General features: G+C 74.0%; 15 protein-coding genes and 1 pseudogene. 5 read left to right on the forward strand and 11 right to left on the reverse strand.

Features of this window, described 5'->3' with window-relative positions:
* Positions 1 to 111: 111 nt before the first annotated feature.
* From ACFQRF_RS13990 to ACFQRF_RS14015, 6 genes are all read right to left on the reverse strand, one after another.
* Positions 112 to 606 (reverse strand): 6-pyruvoyl trahydropterin synthase family protein, encoded by a 495-nt coding sequence (locus tag ACFQRF_RS13990; RefSeq protein WP_379871514.1) that lies wholly within the window; start codon positions 604 to 606, stop codon positions 112 to 114.
* Positions 607 to 670: 64 nt separating this feature from the next.
* The gene (gene queE / locus ACFQRF_RS13995; protein WP_379871515.1) at positions 671 to 1,309 is read right to left on the reverse strand and encodes a 7-carboxy-7-deazaguanine synthase; all 639 of its coding nucleotides are present in this window, start codon (positions 1,307 to 1,309) and stop codon (positions 671 to 673) included.
* Between the two features lie 152 nt (positions 1,310 to 1,461).
* The gene (locus tag ACFQRF_RS14000) at positions 1,462 to 2,652 is read right to left on the reverse strand and encodes a cytochrome P450 (protein ID WP_379871516.1); all 1,191 of its coding nucleotides are present in this window, start codon (positions 2,650 to 2,652) and stop codon (positions 1,462 to 1,464) included.
* Positions 2,653 to 2,693: 41 nt separating this feature from the next.
* Positions 2,694 to 3,896: a cytochrome P450 gene (locus ACFQRF_RS14005; RefSeq protein ID WP_379871517.1), complete on the reverse strand. Its 1,203-nt coding sequence runs from the start codon at positions 3,894 to 3,896 to the stop codon at positions 2,694 to 2,696.
* Between the two features lies 1 nt (position 3,897).
* Positions 3,898 to 7,026, reverse strand: a complete 3,129-nt coding sequence (locus ACFQRF_RS14010; protein WP_379871518.1) for an amino acid adenylation domain-containing protein — start codon at positions 7,024 to 7,026, stop codon at positions 3,898 to 3,900.
* Positions 7,027 to 7,150: 124 nt separating this feature from the next.
* A complete protein-coding gene (locus ACFQRF_RS14015; protein WP_379871519.1) occupies positions 7,151 to 7,603 on the reverse strand; it encodes a pyridoxamine 5'-phosphate oxidase family protein in 453 nt (150 codons plus the stop codon).
* Positions 7,604 to 8,105: 502 nt separating this feature from the next.
* Between ACFQRF_RS14015 and ACFQRF_RS14020 the strand changes: the two are divergent.
* Positions 8,106 to 8,261 (forward strand): annotated as a pseudogene (locus ACFQRF_RS14020) (NUDIX domain-containing protein); the annotation flags it as partial.
* Between the two features lie 27 nt (positions 8,262 to 8,288).
* The gene (locus ACFQRF_RS14025) at positions 8,289 to 8,906 is read left to right on the forward strand and encodes a hypothetical protein (protein ID WP_379871765.1); all 618 of its coding nucleotides are present in this window, start codon (positions 8,289 to 8,291) and stop codon (positions 8,904 to 8,906) included.
* 68 nt (positions 8,907 to 8,974) lie between these two features.
* Here ACFQRF_RS14025 and ACFQRF_RS14030 read toward each other — a convergent pair whose 3' ends face one another.
* The 4 genes from ACFQRF_RS14030 to ACFQRF_RS14045 form a co-directional block, all read right to left on the reverse strand.
* A complete protein-coding gene (locus ACFQRF_RS14030; protein WP_379871520.1) occupies positions 8,975 to 10,036 on the reverse strand; it encodes a tartrate dehydrogenase in 1,062 nt (353 codons plus the stop codon).
* 207 nt (positions 10,037 to 10,243) lie between these two features.
* A complete protein-coding gene (locus ACFQRF_RS14035; protein WP_379871521.1) occupies positions 10,244 to 11,554 on the reverse strand; it encodes an MFS transporter in 1,311 nt (436 codons plus the stop codon).
* Between the two features lie 251 nt (positions 11,555 to 11,805).
* Positions 11,806 to 12,924: a Gfo/Idh/MocA family protein gene (locus ACFQRF_RS14040; RefSeq protein ID WP_379871522.1), complete on the reverse strand. Its 1,119-nt coding sequence runs from the start codon at positions 12,922 to 12,924 to the stop codon at positions 11,806 to 11,808.
* Between the two features lie 1,053 nt (positions 12,925 to 13,977).
* Positions 13,978 to 15,294 carry an ROK family transcriptional regulator gene (locus tag ACFQRF_RS14045; protein ID WP_379871523.1) on the reverse strand — a complete coding sequence of 439 codons (1,317 nt, stop codon included), beginning with the start codon at positions 15,292 to 15,294 and terminating at the stop codon, positions 13,978 to 13,980.
* A 220-nt stretch (positions 15,295 to 15,514) separates the two neighbouring features.
* Here ACFQRF_RS14045 and ACFQRF_RS14050 point away from each other — a divergent pair, with 220 nt between their 5' ends.
* The 3 genes from ACFQRF_RS14050 (at position 15,515) to ACFQRF_RS14060 (ending at position 18,403) form a co-directional block, all read left to right on the forward strand.
* On the forward strand, positions 15,515 to 16,582 hold the full coding sequence (locus tag ACFQRF_RS14050) for a Gfo/Idh/MocA family protein (RefSeq protein ID WP_379871752.1): 1,068 nt from the start codon (positions 15,515 to 15,517) through the stop codon (positions 16,580 to 16,582).
* 3 nt (positions 16,583 to 16,585) lie between these two features.
* On the forward strand, positions 16,586 to 17,506 hold the full coding sequence (locus tag ACFQRF_RS14055) for a sugar phosphate isomerase/epimerase family protein (protein WP_379871524.1): 921 nt from the start codon (positions 16,586 to 16,588) through the stop codon (positions 17,504 to 17,506).
* A 96-nt stretch (positions 17,507 to 17,602) separates the two neighbouring features.
* Positions 17,603 to 18,403: a sugar phosphate isomerase/epimerase family protein gene (locus ACFQRF_RS14060; protein ID WP_379871525.1), complete on the forward strand. Its 801-nt coding sequence runs from the start codon at positions 17,603 to 17,605 to the stop codon at positions 18,401 to 18,403.
* Between the two features lie 200 nt (positions 18,404 to 18,603).
* Here the strand turns inward: ACFQRF_RS14060 and ACFQRF_RS14065 are convergent, their stop codons facing one another.
* Positions 18,604 to 19,086: a hypothetical protein gene (locus ACFQRF_RS14065; protein WP_379871526.1), complete on the reverse strand. Its 483-nt coding sequence runs from the start codon at positions 19,084 to 19,086 to the stop codon at positions 18,604 to 18,606.
* Positions 19,087 to 19,169 lie beyond the last annotated feature (83 nt).

Raw genomic sequence — 19,169 nt, forward strand, 5'->3', positions numbered from 1 at the left:
GATCGATGTGCCGCCGCGCCGTTCCTCGGCTCCGCCCCAGGGGACGGACCGCCGTCCGCGCGCCAGAGGAGACCGGTCTCGCGGGAACGGCCGCCGAGTCGCGCGGACGCCTCAGTCCAGGCCGCCGCTCTGCCACTCGGCCGCGTTCACGTGGGTCTCGGTCACCCGCACCCGGCGCACGCGGGCACCGGGCGCGTGGTCCAGGCCGAGCAGCAGGTCCGCGCTGACCCGCGCCAGGAGCTCGGCGACCGCTTCCACTGTGGGGTAGGGCAGGTCGGCGGCGAATCGTTCGGCCGGGGACGGCGCCGCGGCGCCGAACCGGAAGAGCTTGCTGGAGCAGTCGGGAAGCAGTTTGGCGAGCGGGTCGTCGGCGCCGAGCATGGCGCCGTGGTCGAGATGGGTGTCGATCCAGGTTCGCAGTTCGGCCTTGAAAAGGCCGAACTCCACGACCGTGCCGTCCCGCAGCGCGGGGGCGGCGACGGTCGACTCCACCCACCATGAGTGACCGTGCAGGTTCATGCACTTGCCGGCCAGATGCGGCAGCCGGTGGGCGGTCTCGAAGTTATGCCGGACGGTGACGGAGTGCCAGGTGGCGCGGACGTTCACGGCGCACTCCCCCGGCCGGGGGGCGCGGCGGCGGGGAGGGCGACGGTCGCGCGGAGGTGGTACATCAGGCGATTCCCAGATACTTGTGGGTCTGCAGGGACAGGGTCCACCGTGGACGGCTCATGCAGTACTCCACGGCGGCACGGGTGTTGGCCTCCAGTTCGGGGCCGTCCAGGGGCTGGAGCCGGAACGACCCGAAGTCCAGGTGCTCGAACTGCGCGGGGTCGCCGTTCTCCTGCGGGTACACCAGCTTGAGCTCGTCCCCGTGCCGGACGACGAGGTCCGAACCGATCTTGGGGCTCACGCACAGCCAGTCGATGCCGGGCGGCGGGATCCGGGTGCCGTTGGTCTCGACGGCCACTTCGAATCCGCGCCGGTGCAGCGCCTCGACGGCGGGCGCGTCGAGCTGGAGCAGCGGCTCGCCGCCGGTGCAGACGACGAACCGGTACTCGTCGCCGTCGCCGCGCCACTGGCGTTCGACGGCGTCGGCGAGGTCGTCGGCGGTGCCGAACCTGCCACCGTTGACTCCGTCGGTGCCGACGAAGTCGGTGTCGCAGAACGTGCAGACCGCGCGGTGCCGGTCCTTCTCCCGGCCGGTCCACAGGTTGCAGCGCGCGAACCGGCAGAACACGGCGGGGCGTCCGGCGTGCGCGCCCTCGCCCTGGAGGGTGTAGAAGATCTCCTTGATCTGGTACGTCCTCATCCGACGGCGCCTCTCCTGCGCCGCAGCCGGCCGGGCGCCGCCGGCGGACGCCCGGTGACCGGCCGTCCGCCGGGACGCCTGCCTTGGGTGGGCATACGGTTCTCCTTCCACTCACGGGGAGCGGCCGCGCGGAACTCCCCGGCAGGGGTGGCTCACCAGTGCACGGGGACGCGGGCCGGCATGATCGCCATGCGGTCCGGGTGCCAGGGGATCCGCTCGGGCGGCAGGGCGAGCCGGACGCCGGGCAGCCGCTCCAGCAGCACGCCGAACGCGAGCTCGGTGATGCGGCGGCTGAAGTACGCGCCAGGGCAGTAGTGCGGGCCGTGCCCGAACCGCATGTGCGGGTTGGGCGCGCGGTCGGGGTCGAACCTTTCGGGGTCGGGGAACACCTCGGGGTCGAAGTTGGCCGCGTCGGTGGAGAGCAGCACCAGCTCGCCCTTGCGGAGCCGCGCCCCGCCGAGTTCGGTGTCCTCGGTGACGACACGGGCGAGCCCGTTGCCGAGGACGACGCTGACGCGCAGCAGCTCCTCGACGTAGCGGGGCATCCGCTCGGGGTGCGCGCGCAGGTCCTGCACGGCGGCCGGGCGGGACAGCAGGTGGATCGCGGCCACGCCGAGGAGGCTGGCCAGGTCCTCGTAACCGGAGACGAACAGGACCGCGACGATGTTGGCGAGCTGGGTGTCTGCGAGCCGTCCGGGTCCGGTGTTGCGCTCGGCGAGCCGGAACAGCAGCCCGTCGTGCGGGGGCCGCGAGCGGTCGGCGAGGCGGTCCAGCAGGTGGTCGCGCAGCCGGGTCCAGTTGTCGGCGACCTTCTCGGCGGGGATGTTCATGGTGAGGTCGGTGTCGGCCCATTCGGCGAGCCGCGGCAGATCCTCGACGGGCAGGCCGATCATCCGGCACAGCGCCCGGCCCGCCACTCGTTCGGCGAAGTGCTTCTGCAGATCGCCCGGCGTGCCCGTCCGCACCATCTCGTCCAGACCCTCGCGGGCCGTGGCGCGCACCCAGTCGGCGGGCACGTCGGGCTGTTCGCGCCCCAGCGTCCGCCGCACCTCGTCCAGCAGCCCGGCGCGTCTCAGGTAGGCGAGGGCGCCCATGAGTTCGGGCGCGAGGATGGGGGTGTCCTGGACGGGGCTGTCGGGGTCGCCGGCCTGCTCACGGGCGAAGGCCGGGCTGCGCGCGATCCGCCTGATCTCGGCGTGGCCGGTGACGAGCCAGGCCGGGTCGCCGGAGTTGGTCCGCACCCGTGCCACGGGGCAGGTGCGGACGAGTTCGGCCAATTCGGGGGCGAGCCGGTCGCCGCGGTCGCTGAACGGGTATCTCGGCAGTCGGTCGGTCTGCTCCATCGGAGGTCTCTCCTCGGGATCGGGGCGGGCGGGGTGCCGCGTCACCAGCGGGCTGGGAGGGTGAGCGGCGCGCGGAGCGGGTTCTCCTCGTCCCAGCCGAGGGTGTCGGCCGGTACGGCGAGTTCGAGGCGGGGGAGGCGGCGCAGCAGCGTCTCCAGGCCGACGCGCAACTGCAGCCGGGTCAGGTGGCCGCCCGGGCAGTAGTGCGCCCCGTGCCCGAAGGCGAGGTGCGGGTTGGGGGCGCGCGCGAGGTCGAACCGGTCGGCGTCGGGGAAGACGGCGCCATCGCGGTTGGCCGAGGCGATGACCGGCAGCACCGCCTCGCCGGCGCGGATCCGCTGGCCGCACAGTGTCAGGTCCTCGGTGGCGACGGTGACCACGATGGCGTTCATCAGGGGGACGTGCCGCAGCAGTTCCTCCACGGCGGCCGGCAGCGCGTCCGGCGCCTGGCGGAGCCGGCGCGGGAGGCGGGGGTCGGCGAGCAGCGTCAGCAGCGCGTTGCCGAAGTGCTGGATGTTGGTCTTGTACCCCGCCATGAGCATGCTGGCGGCGAAGCTGACCAGTTCCTCGCCGGTGAGGCCGCCCGGGGTGCCGACGCCGGTGAGCAGTTCGCTGATGAGGTCGTCCCGGGGTTCGGCGCGCCGGCGCTCGATCAGCTCGGTGACGTAGTCCTGGAGGTCCGCGAGCGCGGCGAGCACATCGTCCAGGGGCAGCGCGGTGGCCCGCAGCACGGCGTCGGTGAGCGGCAGGTAGCGTTCGCGCTCCTCGTAGGGGAACCCGACGACGTCGCAGAGCACCATGAGGGGCAGCGGCGCGGCGAATCCGGCCACCAGGTCGCCCGGCGGCCCGGCGGCCGTGAGGGTGTCGACCAGCCGGTCGGCGCGTGCGCGCACCCGGGGGGCCAGCGCGGCGACCCGGCGCGGGCTGAACAGCGGGGCGATCACCCGGCGGACGTGGGCGTGCCGTTCGCCGGTCATCTCCAGCAGGGTGCGGACGCGGCGGTCGCTCCGCCGGGTGGTGTGCGGGTTCGGCGGCCAGTCCGATATCAGCGGCCGGACCAGCCGCGGGTCGGCCAGTGCCGCCCGCACGTCCTCGTAGCGGGTGAGGAGCCACGCGGTCTCGCCGCGCGGCATGCGGACCCTGGCGATGGGGCGGTCGGCGCGCAGCCGGGCGTAGGCGCACGGGGGGCCGGGGGTGCCGGGCTCGGCCGCCGGAACGTCGATGACCGTTTCCTGGATGCTCATGTCAGGTGTTCCTCTGGTCGCCGGCCGCCGACGTGGGCCGCTCGATGTAGCCGGAAGCGAAGAAGTACTCCAGGTAGCGGTCGATGAGGGCGGCGTCGACGGGCGGGCAGTCCAGGCCGCTCCCGGCGAGGGCGCGTTCGGTGTTGCTGCGGTCCAGGGCCGGGAACACGCCGTCGAGGAACATCTCCTTCACCGAGATGTCGGCCTTGTTGCCGTGGTCGACGCACAGCGACACGAACGGCGCCGTGGGGCTGGTGGGGTTGCGGGCGACGTGCCGCACGAGTTCGCCGACCCACCGGGGGTAGGGCAGCGTGCGGATCGCGCAGCCGGCGGCGCGCATGCGCTCCAGCACGTCGGCGAGGGTGCCGGGCCTGGGGTTGGTGAGGTGGTAGACGCGGCCATCGGCGCGATGCCGGGTGGCGATGTGCAGGACGGCGTCGGCCAGGTGGTCGACGGGGACGAAATCCATCGGCAGCGCGATGTCGGGGGCCAGCCCGGTCTCGGCGACCATCTTGAACAGCGAGCAGATGGCGGTCTCGGTGTTGCACGCGCCGTTCCACCGGTCGCCGGTGATCTCGTACGGCCGGTGGACGGCCATCGGCAGCCCCTGGCCGGCCGCTTCGTGGAGGAGCCGTTCGGCCACCCACTTGCTCTCGGCGTAGCCCATGGTGAGCCGGTCGGCGTGCTCCAGCGGCCGGTCCTCGGCGACCTCCCGCACGCCGGCGGTGCCGAAGCCGGCCAGCACCGCGACGGTGGACAGGAAGTGCACGGGGACCCGGCGGGGAGCGGCCAGCCGGATGACCTCGCGGGTGCCGTCGACGTTGGCGGCGCGCAGCGCGGTGTAGGGGTACAGGAAGTTGACCTGGGCGGCGGAGTGGATGACGAGGTCGACCCGCTCGGACAGTTCGGCCGCCCGGTCGGGCTCCAGGCCGAGGCGGGGGGCGGCGAGGTCGGCGGGGAAGGCGACGACGCGGTCCACCGCGTCGCGGGGGTCCAGTCCGTAGCGGGTGAGGTTGGCGAGCACACGCTGCCGGGCGTGCCGGACGTCGCGGGCGCGCACCGGGCAGTGCACGCGGGCGTCGGTGTGGCGCAGCAGCCGGTCGAGCAGGAAGGCGCCGACGAAGCCGCTGGCGCCGGTGAGCAGGACGTCCGCGGGCCGGTCCCAGCGGGGCGCCGGCCCACGGGCGGCGGGCAGGTCGAAGCCGAGCCGGGCCTCGCTCGCGAAGTCGATGGCGCTGCGGCCCGCCGTCTCCGGCCCGGCGGGGCCGCCCTCGCGGATCCGGCGCACGGCCGCTGCGAACCCGTCCAGGGTGGGGTCGGCCAGCAGCGCGCGGACCAGGGCGCTGCCGTGTACGGCGTCGATTCCGAGCACGGCGAGGGTGCGGGTGACGGCTTCGGCGGCCAGCAGGGAGTCGCCGCCGAGAGTGAAGAAGCCGTCGCCGGCGGTGGGGCGCACGCCGAGGGTGAGCCGCCAGATCTCGGCGAGGGAGTCGCGCAGCCCGGTGACCTCCGGATGCGAGGCGACGGCCGGGGGGACGGCCGTGGGGCGGGTGCCGGATGCCGCGGCGGCCAGGGCGCGGCGGTCCACCTTGCCGGCCGACGTCACGGGGAAGCCGGCGAGCTGCACGATCCGGGACGGTACGGCGGGGGCCGGGAGCCACGCGGCGCAGTCGCGGCGCAGTTCGGCGGTGTCCACGGGCTCGCCCGCCGTGGCGGGGGTGACGTAGCCGACGAGCGTGGCGCCGCGGTCGGCGCCGGAGTCGAGTTCGACGACCGCTTCGCCGACGCGCGGGTGGGCGCGCAGCCGTGCCTCGACCTCGTCGAGTTCGATGCGCTGGCCGCGGAGCTTGATCTGCCGGTCCACCCGCCCCAGGTAGTCCAGGGTGCCGTCCGGGCGCCAGGCCGCGCGGTCGCCGGTGCGGTAGAGGCGCTCCCCGTCCGGTGCCTCGACGAACCGCTCGGCGGTCAGCTGTGGGTCGCCGAGGTAGCCGAGCGCGAGGCCATCGCCGCCGACGAGAAGCTCCCCTTCCTCGCCGACGTCGGCCGGGGAGCCGTCGCTGCGCAGCACGAAGCAGGTGGAGTTGGCGAGCGGACGGCCGATCGGCACGGTGCGGGCGTCGGCGGGCAGTCCGCGGACGAAGTGCAGCGTGGAGACGACGGTGTTCTCCGTGGGGCCGTAGAAGTTGACGACGTCGGTCCCGGGACAGGCGGCGAGGACGGCACGGGCGAGGTCGGGGTCCATGGCCTCGCCGCCCGCGGAGACGAACCGCAGACCGGCGAACGCGGCCGGGCGGGTGCGGGCGACGTGGTGGAAGACGCTGGTGGTGAGGTAGCCGATCGTCACCCGTTCGGCGCGCAGCCGGTCCGCCAGAACGCCGGGGGACAGCAGTTCCGCCCGGTCCACGAGCACCAGGCACGCCCCGCCGAGCAGCCCGGACCAGATCTCGATGGTGGAGGCATCGGAGGACAGCCCGTAGCCGTGCAGCACCCGGTCCGCGGGGCCGGGGTGCGGCAGGTCGGGGTCGGACAGCGCGAGCCGGACGACGCCGCGGTGCGGGACGGCGACGGCCTTGGGGCGCCCGGTGGAGCCGGACGTGAACATCACGTAAGCGGGGTCGGTGGCGGCGCCGGAGGGAGCGGGGGCGACCGGCGTCACCGCGGCCCGGCCGGCGAGGTGCCCGCCGGGGGCGAGGTCCACCCGGGCGCGCAGCCGCCGGATCCGGCAGGTGCTGCCGGGCAGGACGACGGCGGTGCGCACGTCGGCGTCCTCGGCCATGGCGCGCAGCCGGGCGGGCGGGTGGTCGTCGTCGAGCGGGACGTAGGCGGCCCCGGCCTTGAGGATGCCGAGGAAGGCGACCAGCGCCTCCGGGGAGCGGCGCCCGCAGACGCCGACGGCGGCGCCCGGCCGCACCCCCGCGGCGCGCAGCCGGGAGGCGAGGGCGTCGGAGCGGACGCTGAGGTCGCGGTAGGTCAGGGTGACGTCGTGGTGGCGGGCGGCGGGTGCGCCGGGCCGTGCCGCCGCCTGTTCCTCGAACAGCTCGTGCAGGCGGCGGTCGCGCGGATAGCCGGTGGTCGGTCCCGGTCTGCCCGCCACCGGCGGATGCCCGGGGGTGAGGCGGGTGATGGTCATGCGGTCATTCCCTTCGTCGCCCGTGGCGGGCGGGGGGGTACGGAGGTACGGGGCTGCGTCCTGACGGGATGCGGGGAGACCGCGCGGAGCGGAAAAGTCCGCCCGAGCGGCCACCGCGCCCGGCTCAGCTGAAGGAGGCGGCGAAGGCACTGAAGTCGGCGGTGCGCCAGCGCTGGGGGCGCATGCGGAAGGTGACGTCGTCCGTGAGCTGGTCGCGCGTGGCGTCGAGGTACGCGGGCGCCTGCCCGGCCCCGAGGTAGCGCACGGCCATGGCCTCGCGCTCTTCGGGATCGGCCGGGTCGAGGCACGCGGTCACCGGGCCCTCGACACTGACGTAGCGGTAGGGCGGGGTCTCGTCCTGCACGCAGATGCTGAACCGGCCGGCCTCGCGGATCAGCCGGGCCTTAATGGAGTCGCGGCCGGTCTGCACGACGACCTCGCCACCGGGCGCGTACCGGTACCACACCGGTGCCAGCAGCGGCGCGCAGCCCGGGCGGGTGTCGGCCACGCCGAGCACGCCGACGTGCAGGCCGGCGAGAAACCGCTCGCGCTCACCGGTGGGGATCGCAGGGACCACGGAGACCTCCAGAGGGACAGGGGGCGGACCACCGGTCCTCCTGCGGAGAGACCGGCGTCGGCAGCAGAATCCCCGAGCCCTCGATCCTGGAAACGCCGCGAAGTCATTTCACTACGTAACGTCACGAAGGAACGCGTTGTAGGAGCTTGTAGCGATTCGTGGGGACATCAGGGGGAGGAAGCGCGCGTCCCGCCCGGAATGCACGGCACGAGAACGGGGCCGAAGCCGCAAAGAGTCACATTTCGGCGTGTTCGCGGAGGGGATGCACCGGTCCCCTCGCTCCCGAATCCGGACGTCCGCAAGGCGCGGGCCAGGAGCACCGTTTTCCGGCGCCCGGCCATGGCCGCGGCGAGAGGATGGTCCGCAGGAACCTTCGGGACGGCGGAACGCATCCCTGGGCCGCCGGTCCGCGACGCACGCGGTAACGAACCGGTCGGCTTCCACCGGGCAGCGGGGCGGGATCACGGACGCCGTCGGAGACGGCGCACTGCCCCTAGCGCTGATGGTCGCCGTCTTCCGGGGCGCGGTGCTCCTCGTGTTCGACCGCGGCCGCGGTCAGTGGGAGCTTCCCGGCAGCGTGATCGAACCGGGCGAGTCCCCGCGCCGGGCGGCACACCGGGAGCCGCATGAGGAGACCGGGCGTGCGGACACCGGGCGCCGGACCGGTCCCGCTCACCTGGCGGGCGTGGCGGAGTTCGACCTGGTGACGGCGGTCCCGGGGTGTCCGGCGGCGGACGCCGCCGCCATGTACCGAGGCCGACTGCGGCGATCGGGCGGTGACTTCGCACCGATCGCCGAGATCGCCGACGTCACCCTGTGGCGGCCCGGCGACGGGCTGCCGGGAAGCTCACCGCTGGACACCCGGATCGGCGCGCTCACACCGGCGCCCGTCGTCACGGAGCGGCGAGCCGCCGAGCGTCCGGAGCCGCCGATGCCGATCGCCGCAGGCCCTCCGCATCGACGGCGAAGGAAAGGGAGGCGGCGAGCGCGACCAGAAACACCCAGCGGCGAGCCGCCGAGCGTCCGGAGCCGCCGACGCCGATCGCCGCAGGCCCTCCGCATCGACGGCGAAGGAAGGCAAGACGGCGAGCCCGACCAGAAACACCCAGCGGCGAGCCGCCGAGCGTCCGGAGCCGCCGACGCCGATCGCCGCAGGCCCTTCCGTGTCGGCGGCGAAGGGGAGCGAGGCGGCGAGCGCGACCGGAAACACCCAGCGCCGAACCACCGACGCCGATCACCGCAGGCCACCCACATCGACGGCGAAGGAAGGCAAGACGGCAAGCTGGACGAAAAAGCACCGTGACCGCAACGCACCGGCCGGAAGGCGCCGGGCCGTCCGGCCCGGCCGGTGGCCCGGTGGCCGGACCGGGGTCAGACCGCTTCGGCGATGGCCGCGCCCAGGTCGGTGGTGGTCGCCGTGCCGCCGAGGTCGGGGGTGAGCGGCGCGTCGCCGGAGCCGAGGACCGTTTCGATCGCCCGCATCACGTCGGCGGCGGCCTGTTCCTCGCCCAGGTGGTCGAGCATCATGGCGGCCGACCAGATCTGCCCGATCGGGTTGGCGATCCCCTTGCCCATGATGTCGGGGGCGCTGCCGTGCACCGGCTCGAACATCGAGGGGTGCTCGCGCTCGGGGTTGATGTTCCCGGAGGGCGCGACCGCGATGGTCCCGGTCACGCCGGGACCGAGGTCGGAGAGGATGTCGCCGAAGAGGTTGCTGCCGACCACGACGTCGAACCGCTGCGGCGACATCACGAACCGGGCGGCGAGGATGTCGATGTGGTACTGGTCGACCTCGATGCCGGGGTACTCCGCGGCGATCGCGTGGAAGCGCTCGTCCCAGTAGGGCATCGAGTGGAAGATGCCGTTGGACTTGGTCGCGGACGTGACGTGCGAACGGCCGAGCCGCCGCGCGAAGTCGAACGCGTAGCGGAGGATGCGGTCGGTGCCGCGCCGGGTGAACGCCGCCACCTGCAGCACCATCTCCGACGGTGTCCCCTCGGCCTGCCGCCCGCCGAGCTGGGAGTACTCCCCCTCGGTGTTCTCCCGGACCACCCAGAAGTCGATGTCGCCGGGACCGACGTCGCGCAGCGGCGGGGTGATGCCGGGCAGCAGCCGGACCGGGCGCAGGTTGACGTACTGGTCGAACTCCCGGCGGATCGGGATCAGCAGCCCCCACAGCGAGACGTGGTCCGGCACGCCGGGCGCCCCCACCGCGCCGAGCAGGATGGCGTCGTGCTCGCGTAGCCGGTCGATGCCGTCCTCGGGCATCATCCGGCCGGTCCGCCGGTAGGTCTCGCAGCTCCAGTCGAAGTGCCGCAGCCCGAACCGGATGTCGTGGCGGGCGCCGACCGCCTCCAGCACCCGCAGGGCCTCCGGCATGACCTCCGTGCCGATCCCGTCCCCCGGAATGACCGCGATGTCGTGGTGTCTCACGCGAACCTCTCTGCCGTATCCGCCGGTGTCCCCCACCCGGCGGCTCCCGGCGCACCGGCGCCCCGGACCGCCGTCGGGCTGCGGCCATTCAACGTCCCGGCGTGACCCGGCGTCCAAGATCGTCCGGCTATCGGCGATCGGGCGGCGATAGATGTGCTCTATCGCGGCCCCGCTGGCCCACCCGGCGGCGGGCCAGCGGGGCCCGGGTCAGCGGGAGCCGCGGATGAACTGGATGACCACGGCACCGACCACCGAGAAGATGCCGGCGCCCAGGTACAGCGCGGTGTAATTGCCGCCGCCGCCGATGGCGAGGAACAGCGGTGCCAGAGCGGGCGCGATGGTCTGCGGGACCGTGCTGGACAGGTTGAACACGCCCATGCCCTTGGCGGCGTCGGTGTCCTTGTTCGGCAGCAGCGCGGCCACCATCGCGTAGTCCACCCCCATGTAGGCGCCCTGGCCGATGCCCGCGACGGCCACGCCCACGAGGAACGCCTCCACCGAGTCGGCCGCGGCCACCGTCACCATGCCGGCGCCGAAGATCAGCGAGGCGCCGATGACGAAGACCTTGCGGCGCCGCACCAGGTCGGACAGCGTCCCGGCCACATTGCTGCCGAGGATCACGGTGACGGCGAGGATGAGCATCGCCCAGAACAGGATCGGGGCGGCCGACTCGCTGGTGTAGCCGAGCCGGTCGATGAGGAAGTACGTCTTGTACGTCGTGAGCAGGCTGACGGCGATCCAGGTGAGGAACCGCCCGAGCCAGGCGAGCGCGAAGTCGCGGTGCCGGATCGGGTTGATCCACAGGCTGCGCGGGATGTCGAGCAGCGTGAACCGTGGCAGCTCGGCCCGGCTCCTGGGCACCTCGCGCAGGTGGAGGGCGAACGCCAGCAGCAGGCCGACCCCGATGGCGCCGGGGACCACGAACATCCCCAGGCCGTGGGTACCGGTGAACTGCACGATGAAGGTGCCGGCGACCACGCCGACCTGGCTGGTCATGCCCATGAGCCCGGAGACCCGGCCCTTGAGGTGGTCGGGGATGCGCTCGGGCATGACCGCGGTGATGGCGGCCAGTGCCGCGTTGAAGAAGAGCTGGGCCAGGCACCAGCCGATGCCGACGACCAGCAGGCTGGGTGCCACGCCGATGAGCAGCAGCGCGGCGAAGCCGAGCAGCCCGCCGCCGATCATGAACGGCCGCCGCTGCCCCCATCGCGAGGCGGAAAGGTCGCTGAGCCGCCCGAAGACCGGGTTGGCGAAGAGGGCGACGGCCGCACCGGCGCTGGCGATGGTGGAGAGCGCGGCGGCCTTTCCGTCCGGGCTCAGGTCGGCGACCCGCAGCGACAGCGTCACCGAGGAGACGGTCAGCAGCGCGGTCCACAGGCCGGCCAGGCCGAGGATGAACAGGGTGACGAAGAGGGTGTCCGCCCGCTGCCCGGTGGCCTCGGCCATCCGGGTGGGCAGGTCGGCGGTGTTCGGTCGGGGGGAGCCGGTTCCGGACGGCGCGGGTTCCGCGGTCGGCATGTCCACGTCCTCGGGTGTGGGCGCGCGGTGGCGCGAAGGGAGGCGGCGCCGAGCGCCGCGGGAGGTGAGCGTCCGCCGCGGGACAGGGGGACGGGCGCCGGAAGCGGGCGGCGCGTGCCGGGCGGAGCGGCACGGCCGCCGTCGGCGGGGACGGGACCGGGGCCGCCGCCGTGCGGTGGCGGCGGAGCCGGTCTTCAAAGCCGAGCGGCGCGGCGGCCGGGCCGGATGCGTCCGGCCGCGCGCCGTGGGGGTCAGCCGACGACGGGCCGGGCGCCGCGCACCGGGGCGGGGCGTTCGGTACTGCTGGCGATCTCGGCGACGCCGTCGGCGAGACTGGCGTCCTGCAGCCGCTCCAGCACGTCCAGGACGTGGAAGGCGAACCCGGCCGACGCGCGGTGCGCGTCACCGTCGAGGTGGCCGACGAGGTCCTGCACGCCGAGGCCGCGGTAGAAGCCGGTCGCGTCGGCGGGGGTGGACGGGGGCAGCACCGGGGGGACCTCCGTCCACTCCTCGGCGGTCCGGCGCTTCAGCCGCACCGGGGAGTCGAAGTGGTTCGGGTTGGGCACCTGCAGGGTTCCCTCGGTGCCGTAGACCTCGATGTGCGGCAGGTCGGTGTCCCAGATGTCGAAGCTGTACACGGCCGTGGCCAGCACCCCGGAGGTGAACTCCAGGATCGACGTGGCGTGCGTGGCCACCTCGACGTCGATCCGCTCCACCCGCCGTTCCGGCGCGGTGACCGGGATCTCCAGTTCGGCGTTGCCGGTGGCGCCGACGACCCGGCGGATCGGGCCGAGCAGGTTGACCAGGGCGGCGATGTGGTACGGCCCCCAGTCCAGGACCGGGCCGCCGCCGCGCTTGAACAGGAAGGTGGGGTCCGGGTGCCAGGTCTGCGCCCGGGAGGAGCGCACGAACGAGGTGGCGGCGAAGGGCCGGCCGATCAGCCCGGCGTCGACGGCCGCCCGCGCGGTCTGCGCCGCCGAGCCGAGGAAGGTGTCGGGCGCGCCGCCGAGGAGGCGGCCGGTGCGCTCGGCGGTGGCGAGGTTGCGGCGGGCCTCTTCGGTGGTGGCGGCGAGCGGCTTCTCCACGTACACGTGCTTGCCGGCCTCCAGGGCGGCGTCGGTGAGGTCGGCGTGCGCCCCGGGGGTGGTGATGTTGACGACGACGTCCACGTCGGGGTCGGCCAGCAGTTCCTCGGTGCCGCCCCAGGCGGGGACGTTCCATTCGGCCGCGGCGGTCCGGGCCCGCTCCAGGTCGAGGTCGGCGACCCGGATCACCGGGAGTCCGGGCAGGGCGGCGAGGCCACGGGCGTAGGCGGGGAAGACGGCGCCGGTTCCGACGATGCCGATCCGGGCGCGCGGGGAGGTGGTCATGAACGTGTCTCCTCTGGGCGGCGTCGAGGGCCGCCGCGTCGACCGACGGTGTGGGTGGACGAAACCGCCGTCGTGAGACAGGCCACATATAAACAGCGGGTCAACCGCCTGTCAATAGCGCGTGACGCGAGTGATCAGCGGGCCGGAGTCCGGTGCCGACCGCGCAAGCCTGCGCTGGCCGGGCTCGCCGCTTCCCTCCCCTCCGCCACGGAGCGGGCCGCCGCTGAGACAGGACGACGGCGTCGAATGACTCGCCGCGCCACGCCACCGCTCGCGCCCGCCGTCCCGGCCCCTCCACGACCGACGCGGCACGGCCACGCCCGGGTGTGACGGCGGCACCGGACGCTCAGCGACTCGACGCTCCTGGTCGCACTCGCCGCCCGATCCCCTCCACCGCGACCGAAAAGGGCCGTCAGCAGTGGCGGCCCCCGTACCGGGCGCTCGGCCGCCGTTCCACACTTCCGGTCGCCCTCACCCCTTTCGCTTCGACTCACCCACGATGCGGGAGGGGCCGCGCCCAGCCGCGCGACGGCTCCCGACGCCCGGCGGCTCGCCGCTCCACACCCCGGCGGCCCTCACCACCTCCCGCCAACTCGCCACCGGCACAACGGCGCCGCGCCCAGCGACACCGATGACCCCGAACGCTCAGCGGTCCACCGTTTCGCGAGACCGGGCCGGGGTCGCGGTCGCAGGCTCTCCCCCTGCTCCGTGCCGGGCGGCCGGCGCGCCGACGGCTCCGCGGCCCTGCGGCCGGGTTCTTGCCACTCGCCCCCAAGCCGCCACGCCCGGCGCCGGACGTGTGCATCGCCCGTCCTCTGCCGCCTGTCGGGCTCGATTTCGCGTCCTTGGCGCATCCGCTTCGGCCGCCCGGCGACCATCCGCCCGGCCCGGCCGGTCAGTGGCCCGTGTCCCGCGGTCCTGGCCGGGGACACGTGCGGGAACGTGCCCCGCGGTATCGCCGCGCGAGTCCGGATGGTTCCCGCGCCGCAACGGCGTCGCCGTGACCACGACCGCGGCACCACGGGAGGCGGCAGGCGCGCGGTCCCGTGCGGGTCAACCGGCCGCTCCCGCCGCCATCAGGCCCGAGATGCCGTCGGGGGACAGGATGTGCTCGACCCCGAGCACGACGCCTCCGGTGACGCCGGCCGAGGCCCCGAGCACGCTGGGGGCGAGTGTCAGGTGCCGGGTGGCCAGCGGCAGCGCCCGCCGGTAGACGACACCGCGCACCCCGGCGAGCAGGTCGTCGCTGTCCTGGCTGACCGCGCCGCCGAGGACGATCCGGGCCGGGTTGTACACGTGCACGAGGAGGGCGGCGATCTCGCCGATGGTGCCGGCCGACTCCCGGACCACCCGCACCGCCTCCGGATCGCCGGACCGTAGCAGGGAGCGCAGGTCGTCGATGTCGCGCGGCGGCCGCCGGCCGGGCGCCGCGGGGGTCTCCGGGTGGTCGGCGGCGCTGCGGCGCAGCCGGTCGAGCATGGCGGCGGCCGAGGCGACGGCCTCGACGCAGCCGACGTTGCCGCACCGGCACACCACGTCGCCGCCGCCCGGGACCGGGATGTGCCCGATGTCGCCGGCGGAACCGTCGGCTCCGCGGTGCAGTTCGCCCGAGGCCGAGACCAGGCCGCCGCCGATGCCGGTGCCGATCTTGAGGAAGAGCAGCGGCAGCTCGCCGGGGTCGAGGGTACGCGCCTCGCCGAGCGCCATGAGGTTGACGTCGTTGTCGACGAGCGCGGGGCAGCCGAACCGTTCCGACATCACCGCGCCGAGCGGGTACTCGTCCCAGCCGGGCATGATCGGCGGGCGCACGGGGGTACCGGCCCGTACGTCCACCGGGCCGGGGACGCCGACGACGACGGCGCCCATGGCGTCCGCCCCGTACCCCTGGGCGGCGAGCAGGCGGCGCAGCCGGTCGGTGACGACATCGACGCAGTGGCGGGGTCCGTCCGCGACGTCGAGCCGCAGGTCCTCCTCGGCGAGCACGGTCTGGGCGAGGTCGGCGATGGCCACCCGGGCGTGGCGGGCGCCGAGCGCGGCGACACCGACCACGGCGGCCCTCCGGTTGAGGGCGAGCCGCTGCGGCGGACGGCCCCGGCCGCCGCGGGGCACGGCGCCGCCCTCCACCAGCACGCCCGCGTTGAGCAGCTGGTCGAGGTGGTCGCCGACCGTCGAGCGCGCCAGGCCGGTGGCGTTGACGAGGTCGACGCGGCTGTCGGCGGAGCCGGTGGCGATCAGCCGGGTCAGCAGGCTGTAGGTGGTGCCGGGACTGGAACGGGCCTGGAGGCCGAGGAGGCTGAGCCGGGCTCGGGGGGTGGAACCGGGGGGATCGGGCGCCGAGGCGGGGTCGGTCGCGCGGTGCGCTGCTCTCACCGGCGTCAAATTACCAGAATTATGCCGCGAAAAAGCATAATTCAGCCTCTTGTCGCCCTAAAAAGCCTGATTTACTCTGAGCCCGGACGAAACCGGCGTTGTGCAGATCACACTTCCTGGACCAGAAAGGGGTTCGGTCATCGCCTCCCCACCCCGCACTCCACCCCCGGGAACACCCGCCCCGGGCGTCCCCGGCCGGCCGGGCGGACGCGGCGCCGCCATCGTCGGAACCGGGATGATCGGCACCGTCCACCGGCGATCGGCCCTCGCCGCGGGCGCCGTCGTGACCGGCGTCCTCGCGTCGACCCCGGAACGGTCGCGCGAGCAGGCCGCCCGGTGGCACACCCGCGGCTACGGCTCCCTGGACGAGCTGCTCGCCGACGAGACGGTGGACGTCGTGCACATCTGCACGCCCAACGCCACGCACGCCCGGTTCGCCGAGCGCGCCCTCGCCGCCGGCAAGCACGTCGTGTGCGAGAAACCACTCGCCACCACGGTCGCCGACGCCGAACGCCTGACCGCGCTCGCCCGCGACTCCGGGCTGGTGGCGACCGTCCCGTTCGTCTACCGCTACCACCCCCTCGTCCGCGAGATCCGGGCCCGGCGGATCGCCGGCGAGTTCGGCGACTGGCATCTGATCCACGGCAGCTACCTGCAGGACTGGATGCTCTCGGCCGACACCACGAACTGGCGGGTCGACCCGGACGCCGGCGGCGCGTCCCGGGCGTTCGCCGACATCGGGTCGCACTGGTGCGACCTGGTCGAGTGGGCCAGCGGCGAACGCTTCACGCGGCTGGTCGCCGATATGTCGACCGCCGTGCCCGAGCGTCCGGCGGCGCCCGGGGCGGCACCCGCCGCGGTGCGCACCGAGGACGCCGCCGGGCTGATCCTGCGCACGGCGTCGGGCGTGCTCGCCAGCACGGTCGTCTCCCAGGTGTCCGCTGGGCGCAAGAACCGGCTGTGGTTCGAGCTGGACGGGACCCGCTCCAGCGCCGTCTTCGACCAGGAGAACCCGGAGACGGTCTGGCTCGGCGGACTGACCGAGGCCCGGGTGCTGTCCCGCGACCCCGGGACCGGCTCGCCCGAGCAGCGCCGGCTCTCCGTGTTGCCGCCCGGTCACCCGCAGGGCTACGCGCAGTGCTTCGACGCGTTCGTCGCCGACACCTACGCCGCCATCGACGGCGCCGCCCCCGAGGGGCTGCCCACGTTCGAGGACGGCCTGCGCGCCACCCGGGTGGTGGCCGCCGCCGTCCGCTCCGCAAGCACCGCCACGTGGACGGAGATCTGAACCATGAAACTCGGTATGTTGACCGCGTGCCTGCCCGGCTGGCCGCTGCCGCGGATCGCCGCGTGGGCGGCCGAGCACGGCTATCAGGCACTGGAGGTCGCCGTCTGGCCGCAGGTCGGCGGGCGGGACTTCGTGGCCAGCCACCTGCCGGTGGCCGACTTCGGCCCCCGTGAGGTGGACGAGACGCGCGAGCTGTTCGACCGGCACGGCCTGGAGCTGTCCGCGTTCGCCTACTACGAGAACAACCTGCACCCGGACCCCGAGCGGCGCGCCGAGATCCGCACCCACCTCAAGCACGCGATCGACGCCGCGCAGGCTCTCGGCGTCCCGTACGTGGGCACGTTCGTCGGGCGGGACTGGACCCGGCCGGTGGCCGACAACCTCCGCGAGGCCGAGCGGATCTTCCCCGAACTGGTGGAGTACGCCGGCGAGCGCGGCGTGCGGATCATCGTCGAGAACTGCGTCATGGAGGGATGGCACCCCGACGGGTACCCGGGCAACCTCGCCTACTCCCCCGAGTTGTGGGAGTGGATGTTCTCGCTGGGCCTGTACCTCAACTACGACCCGTCGCACCTGGTGTGGATCGGGATCGACCCCGCGGAGGTCATCGCTCCCTACGCCGAGCGGATCGTGCACGCCCAGGCCAAGGACGTCGAACTCGACCCGCGGGCCCGTGACCGCTACGGGCACTTCGGCCCGGCCACCGACCGCTCCGACCCGTGGGCCATGGGCTGGTGGCGGTACCGGGTGCCGGGTCTCGGCCAGGTCGACTGGCCGCGGATCGTCGACCGGCTGTACGAGCACGGCTTCACCGGCACGCTCTCCGTCGAGCACGAGGACCCCGTGTGGGGCGGGGACGACGAGCGCGTCACCCAGGGGCTGCGCGTCGCGCACCGCACGCTCCGGCCGCTCATCCTCGACTGACTCGGCCGACGACCGCGAGACGGAGCCGCCGGCCTCGCGGCTCCGTCCTCCCCCAGGCATCTCCCCCGCCGCCCTGCCGCGAAGGAGCGTACGACCGTGACCAACCCCGCCCCTCTCTCCGTCCAGCTGTACAGCGTGCGTGACGCGCTCGCCGCCGACACCGGCGCCACGCTGGCCCGGCTCGCCGGGATCGGCTACCGCGCCGTGGAGCCGTTCGGCCTCGGCACGCCCGGTGTTCCGGCCGGCGAGCGGCTGTCCCGTGCCCAGGAGCTGCGCCGCTCCCTGGACGCCGCCGGGCTCGCCGTCTCGGCGGTGCACTGCGGCCTGCCGGAGGACCTCGGCGCGCTGGCCGCCGAGATCGGCGCGCTGGGCGCCGACACCGCCTACATCGCCGTGCCCCAACTGGTGCCCGGCTTCGACAACACCGTCTTCGGCGACGCCGACCGGCTCGCCGACTTCGCCGACACCCTGAACGCGGCGGCCGAAACGCTGGCGGGGTCGGGCATCCGGCTCGGCTACCACAACCACGAGTTCGAGTGGGCCAGGCTGCCGGACGGCCGGTACGGCTACGACGTCTTCTGGTCACTGGCCGACGAGCGGCTGGTCGCGGAGCTGGACGTCTACTGGGCCACGGTCGCGGGCGTCGACCCGGCAGCGGTGCTCACCCGGCTCGGCCCGCGGGCGGTCGCCGTGCACCTCAAGGACGGCGTGGCCGAGCGCGGCCGGCCGCAGACCCCGCTGGGCAGCGGCGACGTGGACGTCGCGAAGGCGATCGCGGCCGGGCCGGGGCTGTCGTGGCACGTGGCGGAGATCGACGTCACGGAGCTGGACGAGTTCGAGCTGCTGGCGACCAACGCGAAGTTCCTGGTGGAGAACGGGCTGTCCCGCTGGGAGTAGTCCGCGCGACCGCGCGTCGTCCCCGGCCGGCGCTGTCCGGCCGGGGACGATGGCCACGTCGTCGATGCCGACGCGGTCAGCAACCTTGAGGCCGATCGCCCGCTGCCGGAAGCCGGCCCTCCGGTGGACCATCGGCCTACCTCAGAAGCCGGGTGCCTCCGTCGTCATACGCGCCCAAGGTTTCGTCAGCGCGCGGTCCGTCACTGTCCACTCGGGCGCACGTGGGCGTAGCGGTGTTCCAAGTAGTCGCGGTGGCGGTCGTCCACCGGGACGGTGTACCCGGCTGACCACGGGATCGGGCACGCGCCGGAGTGGAGGTGGTCCGGGCACAGCACGTGTGTGAGCCGCTCGCCGATCTCGTGGCCGCGTTCCTCGGTCACGAACAGCCCCACCCGGATCTCGTGGACCGCCCGCTTCCCCGGGTCCTGTCCCGGGTTCTCCAGGCGCCACTGCTCAGGCAGGTCGTCGTGGTAGTCGGTAAGCGGCAGATCCCCATCCGGGTCGGCGTAACCGGTCGCGTCCACGACCCCGACATCCCATCGCACCGCCCGACCGGCCCGCGCCTCCGCGTCGAGGAGCTCGCCGAACCGGGTAACGGTGTCCCGGACCGCCTCCGGGGTGGCGTAGACGCCGATGGTCATCTCGTAGAGGTCGGGAGCGGTCGCCGAGTCGTTGGTGTTCATCGCGGGTCTCTCACTTGGTCTGGGTCACCCGGCAGTGTTCGGCGCGGTGACCGCGACCGACCTTACCGTTGGCGTTCTTCTTC

Source organism: Marinactinospora rubrisoli, from assembly GCF_042664915.1.
In the GTDB taxonomy this organism is placed as follows: Bacteria; Actinomycetota; Actinomycetes; order Streptosporangiales; family Streptosporangiaceae; genus Marinitenerispora; species Marinitenerispora rubrisoli.

Excerpts from the sequence above, each read along its gene's own strand:
- ACFQRF_RS14040 (WP_379871522.1), bottom strand. The coding sequence starts at position 12,924 with ATGACCACCTCCCCGCGCGCCCGGATCGGCATCGTCGGAACCGGCGCC.
- ACFQRF_RS14055 (WP_379871524.1), top strand. The coding sequence starts at position 16,586 with ATGAAACTCGGTATGTTGACCGCGTGCCTGCCCGGCTGGCCGCTGCCG.
- queE (WP_379871515.1), bottom strand. The coding sequence starts at position 1,309 with ATGAGGACGTACCAGATCAAGGAGATCTTCTACACCCTCCAGGGCGAG.
- ACFQRF_RS14035 (WP_379871521.1), bottom strand. The coding sequence starts at position 11,554 with ATGCCGACCGCGGAACCCGCGCCGTCCGGAACCGGCTCCCCCCGACCG.
- ACFQRF_RS14010 (WP_379871518.1), bottom strand. The coding sequence starts at position 7,026 with ATGACCATCACCCGCCTCACCCCCGGGCATCCGCCGGTGGCGGGCAGA.
- ACFQRF_RS14000 (WP_379871516.1), bottom strand. The coding sequence starts at position 2,652 with ATGGAGCAGACCGACCGACTGCCGAGATACCCGTTCAGCGACCGCGGC.
- ACFQRF_RS14065 (WP_379871526.1), bottom strand. The coding sequence starts at position 19,086 with ATGAACACCAACGACTCGGCGACCGCTCCCGACCTCTACGAGATGACC.
- ACFQRF_RS14005 (WP_379871517.1), bottom strand. The coding sequence starts at position 3,896 with ATGAGCATCCAGGAAACGGTCATCGACGTTCCGGCGGCCGAGCCCGGC.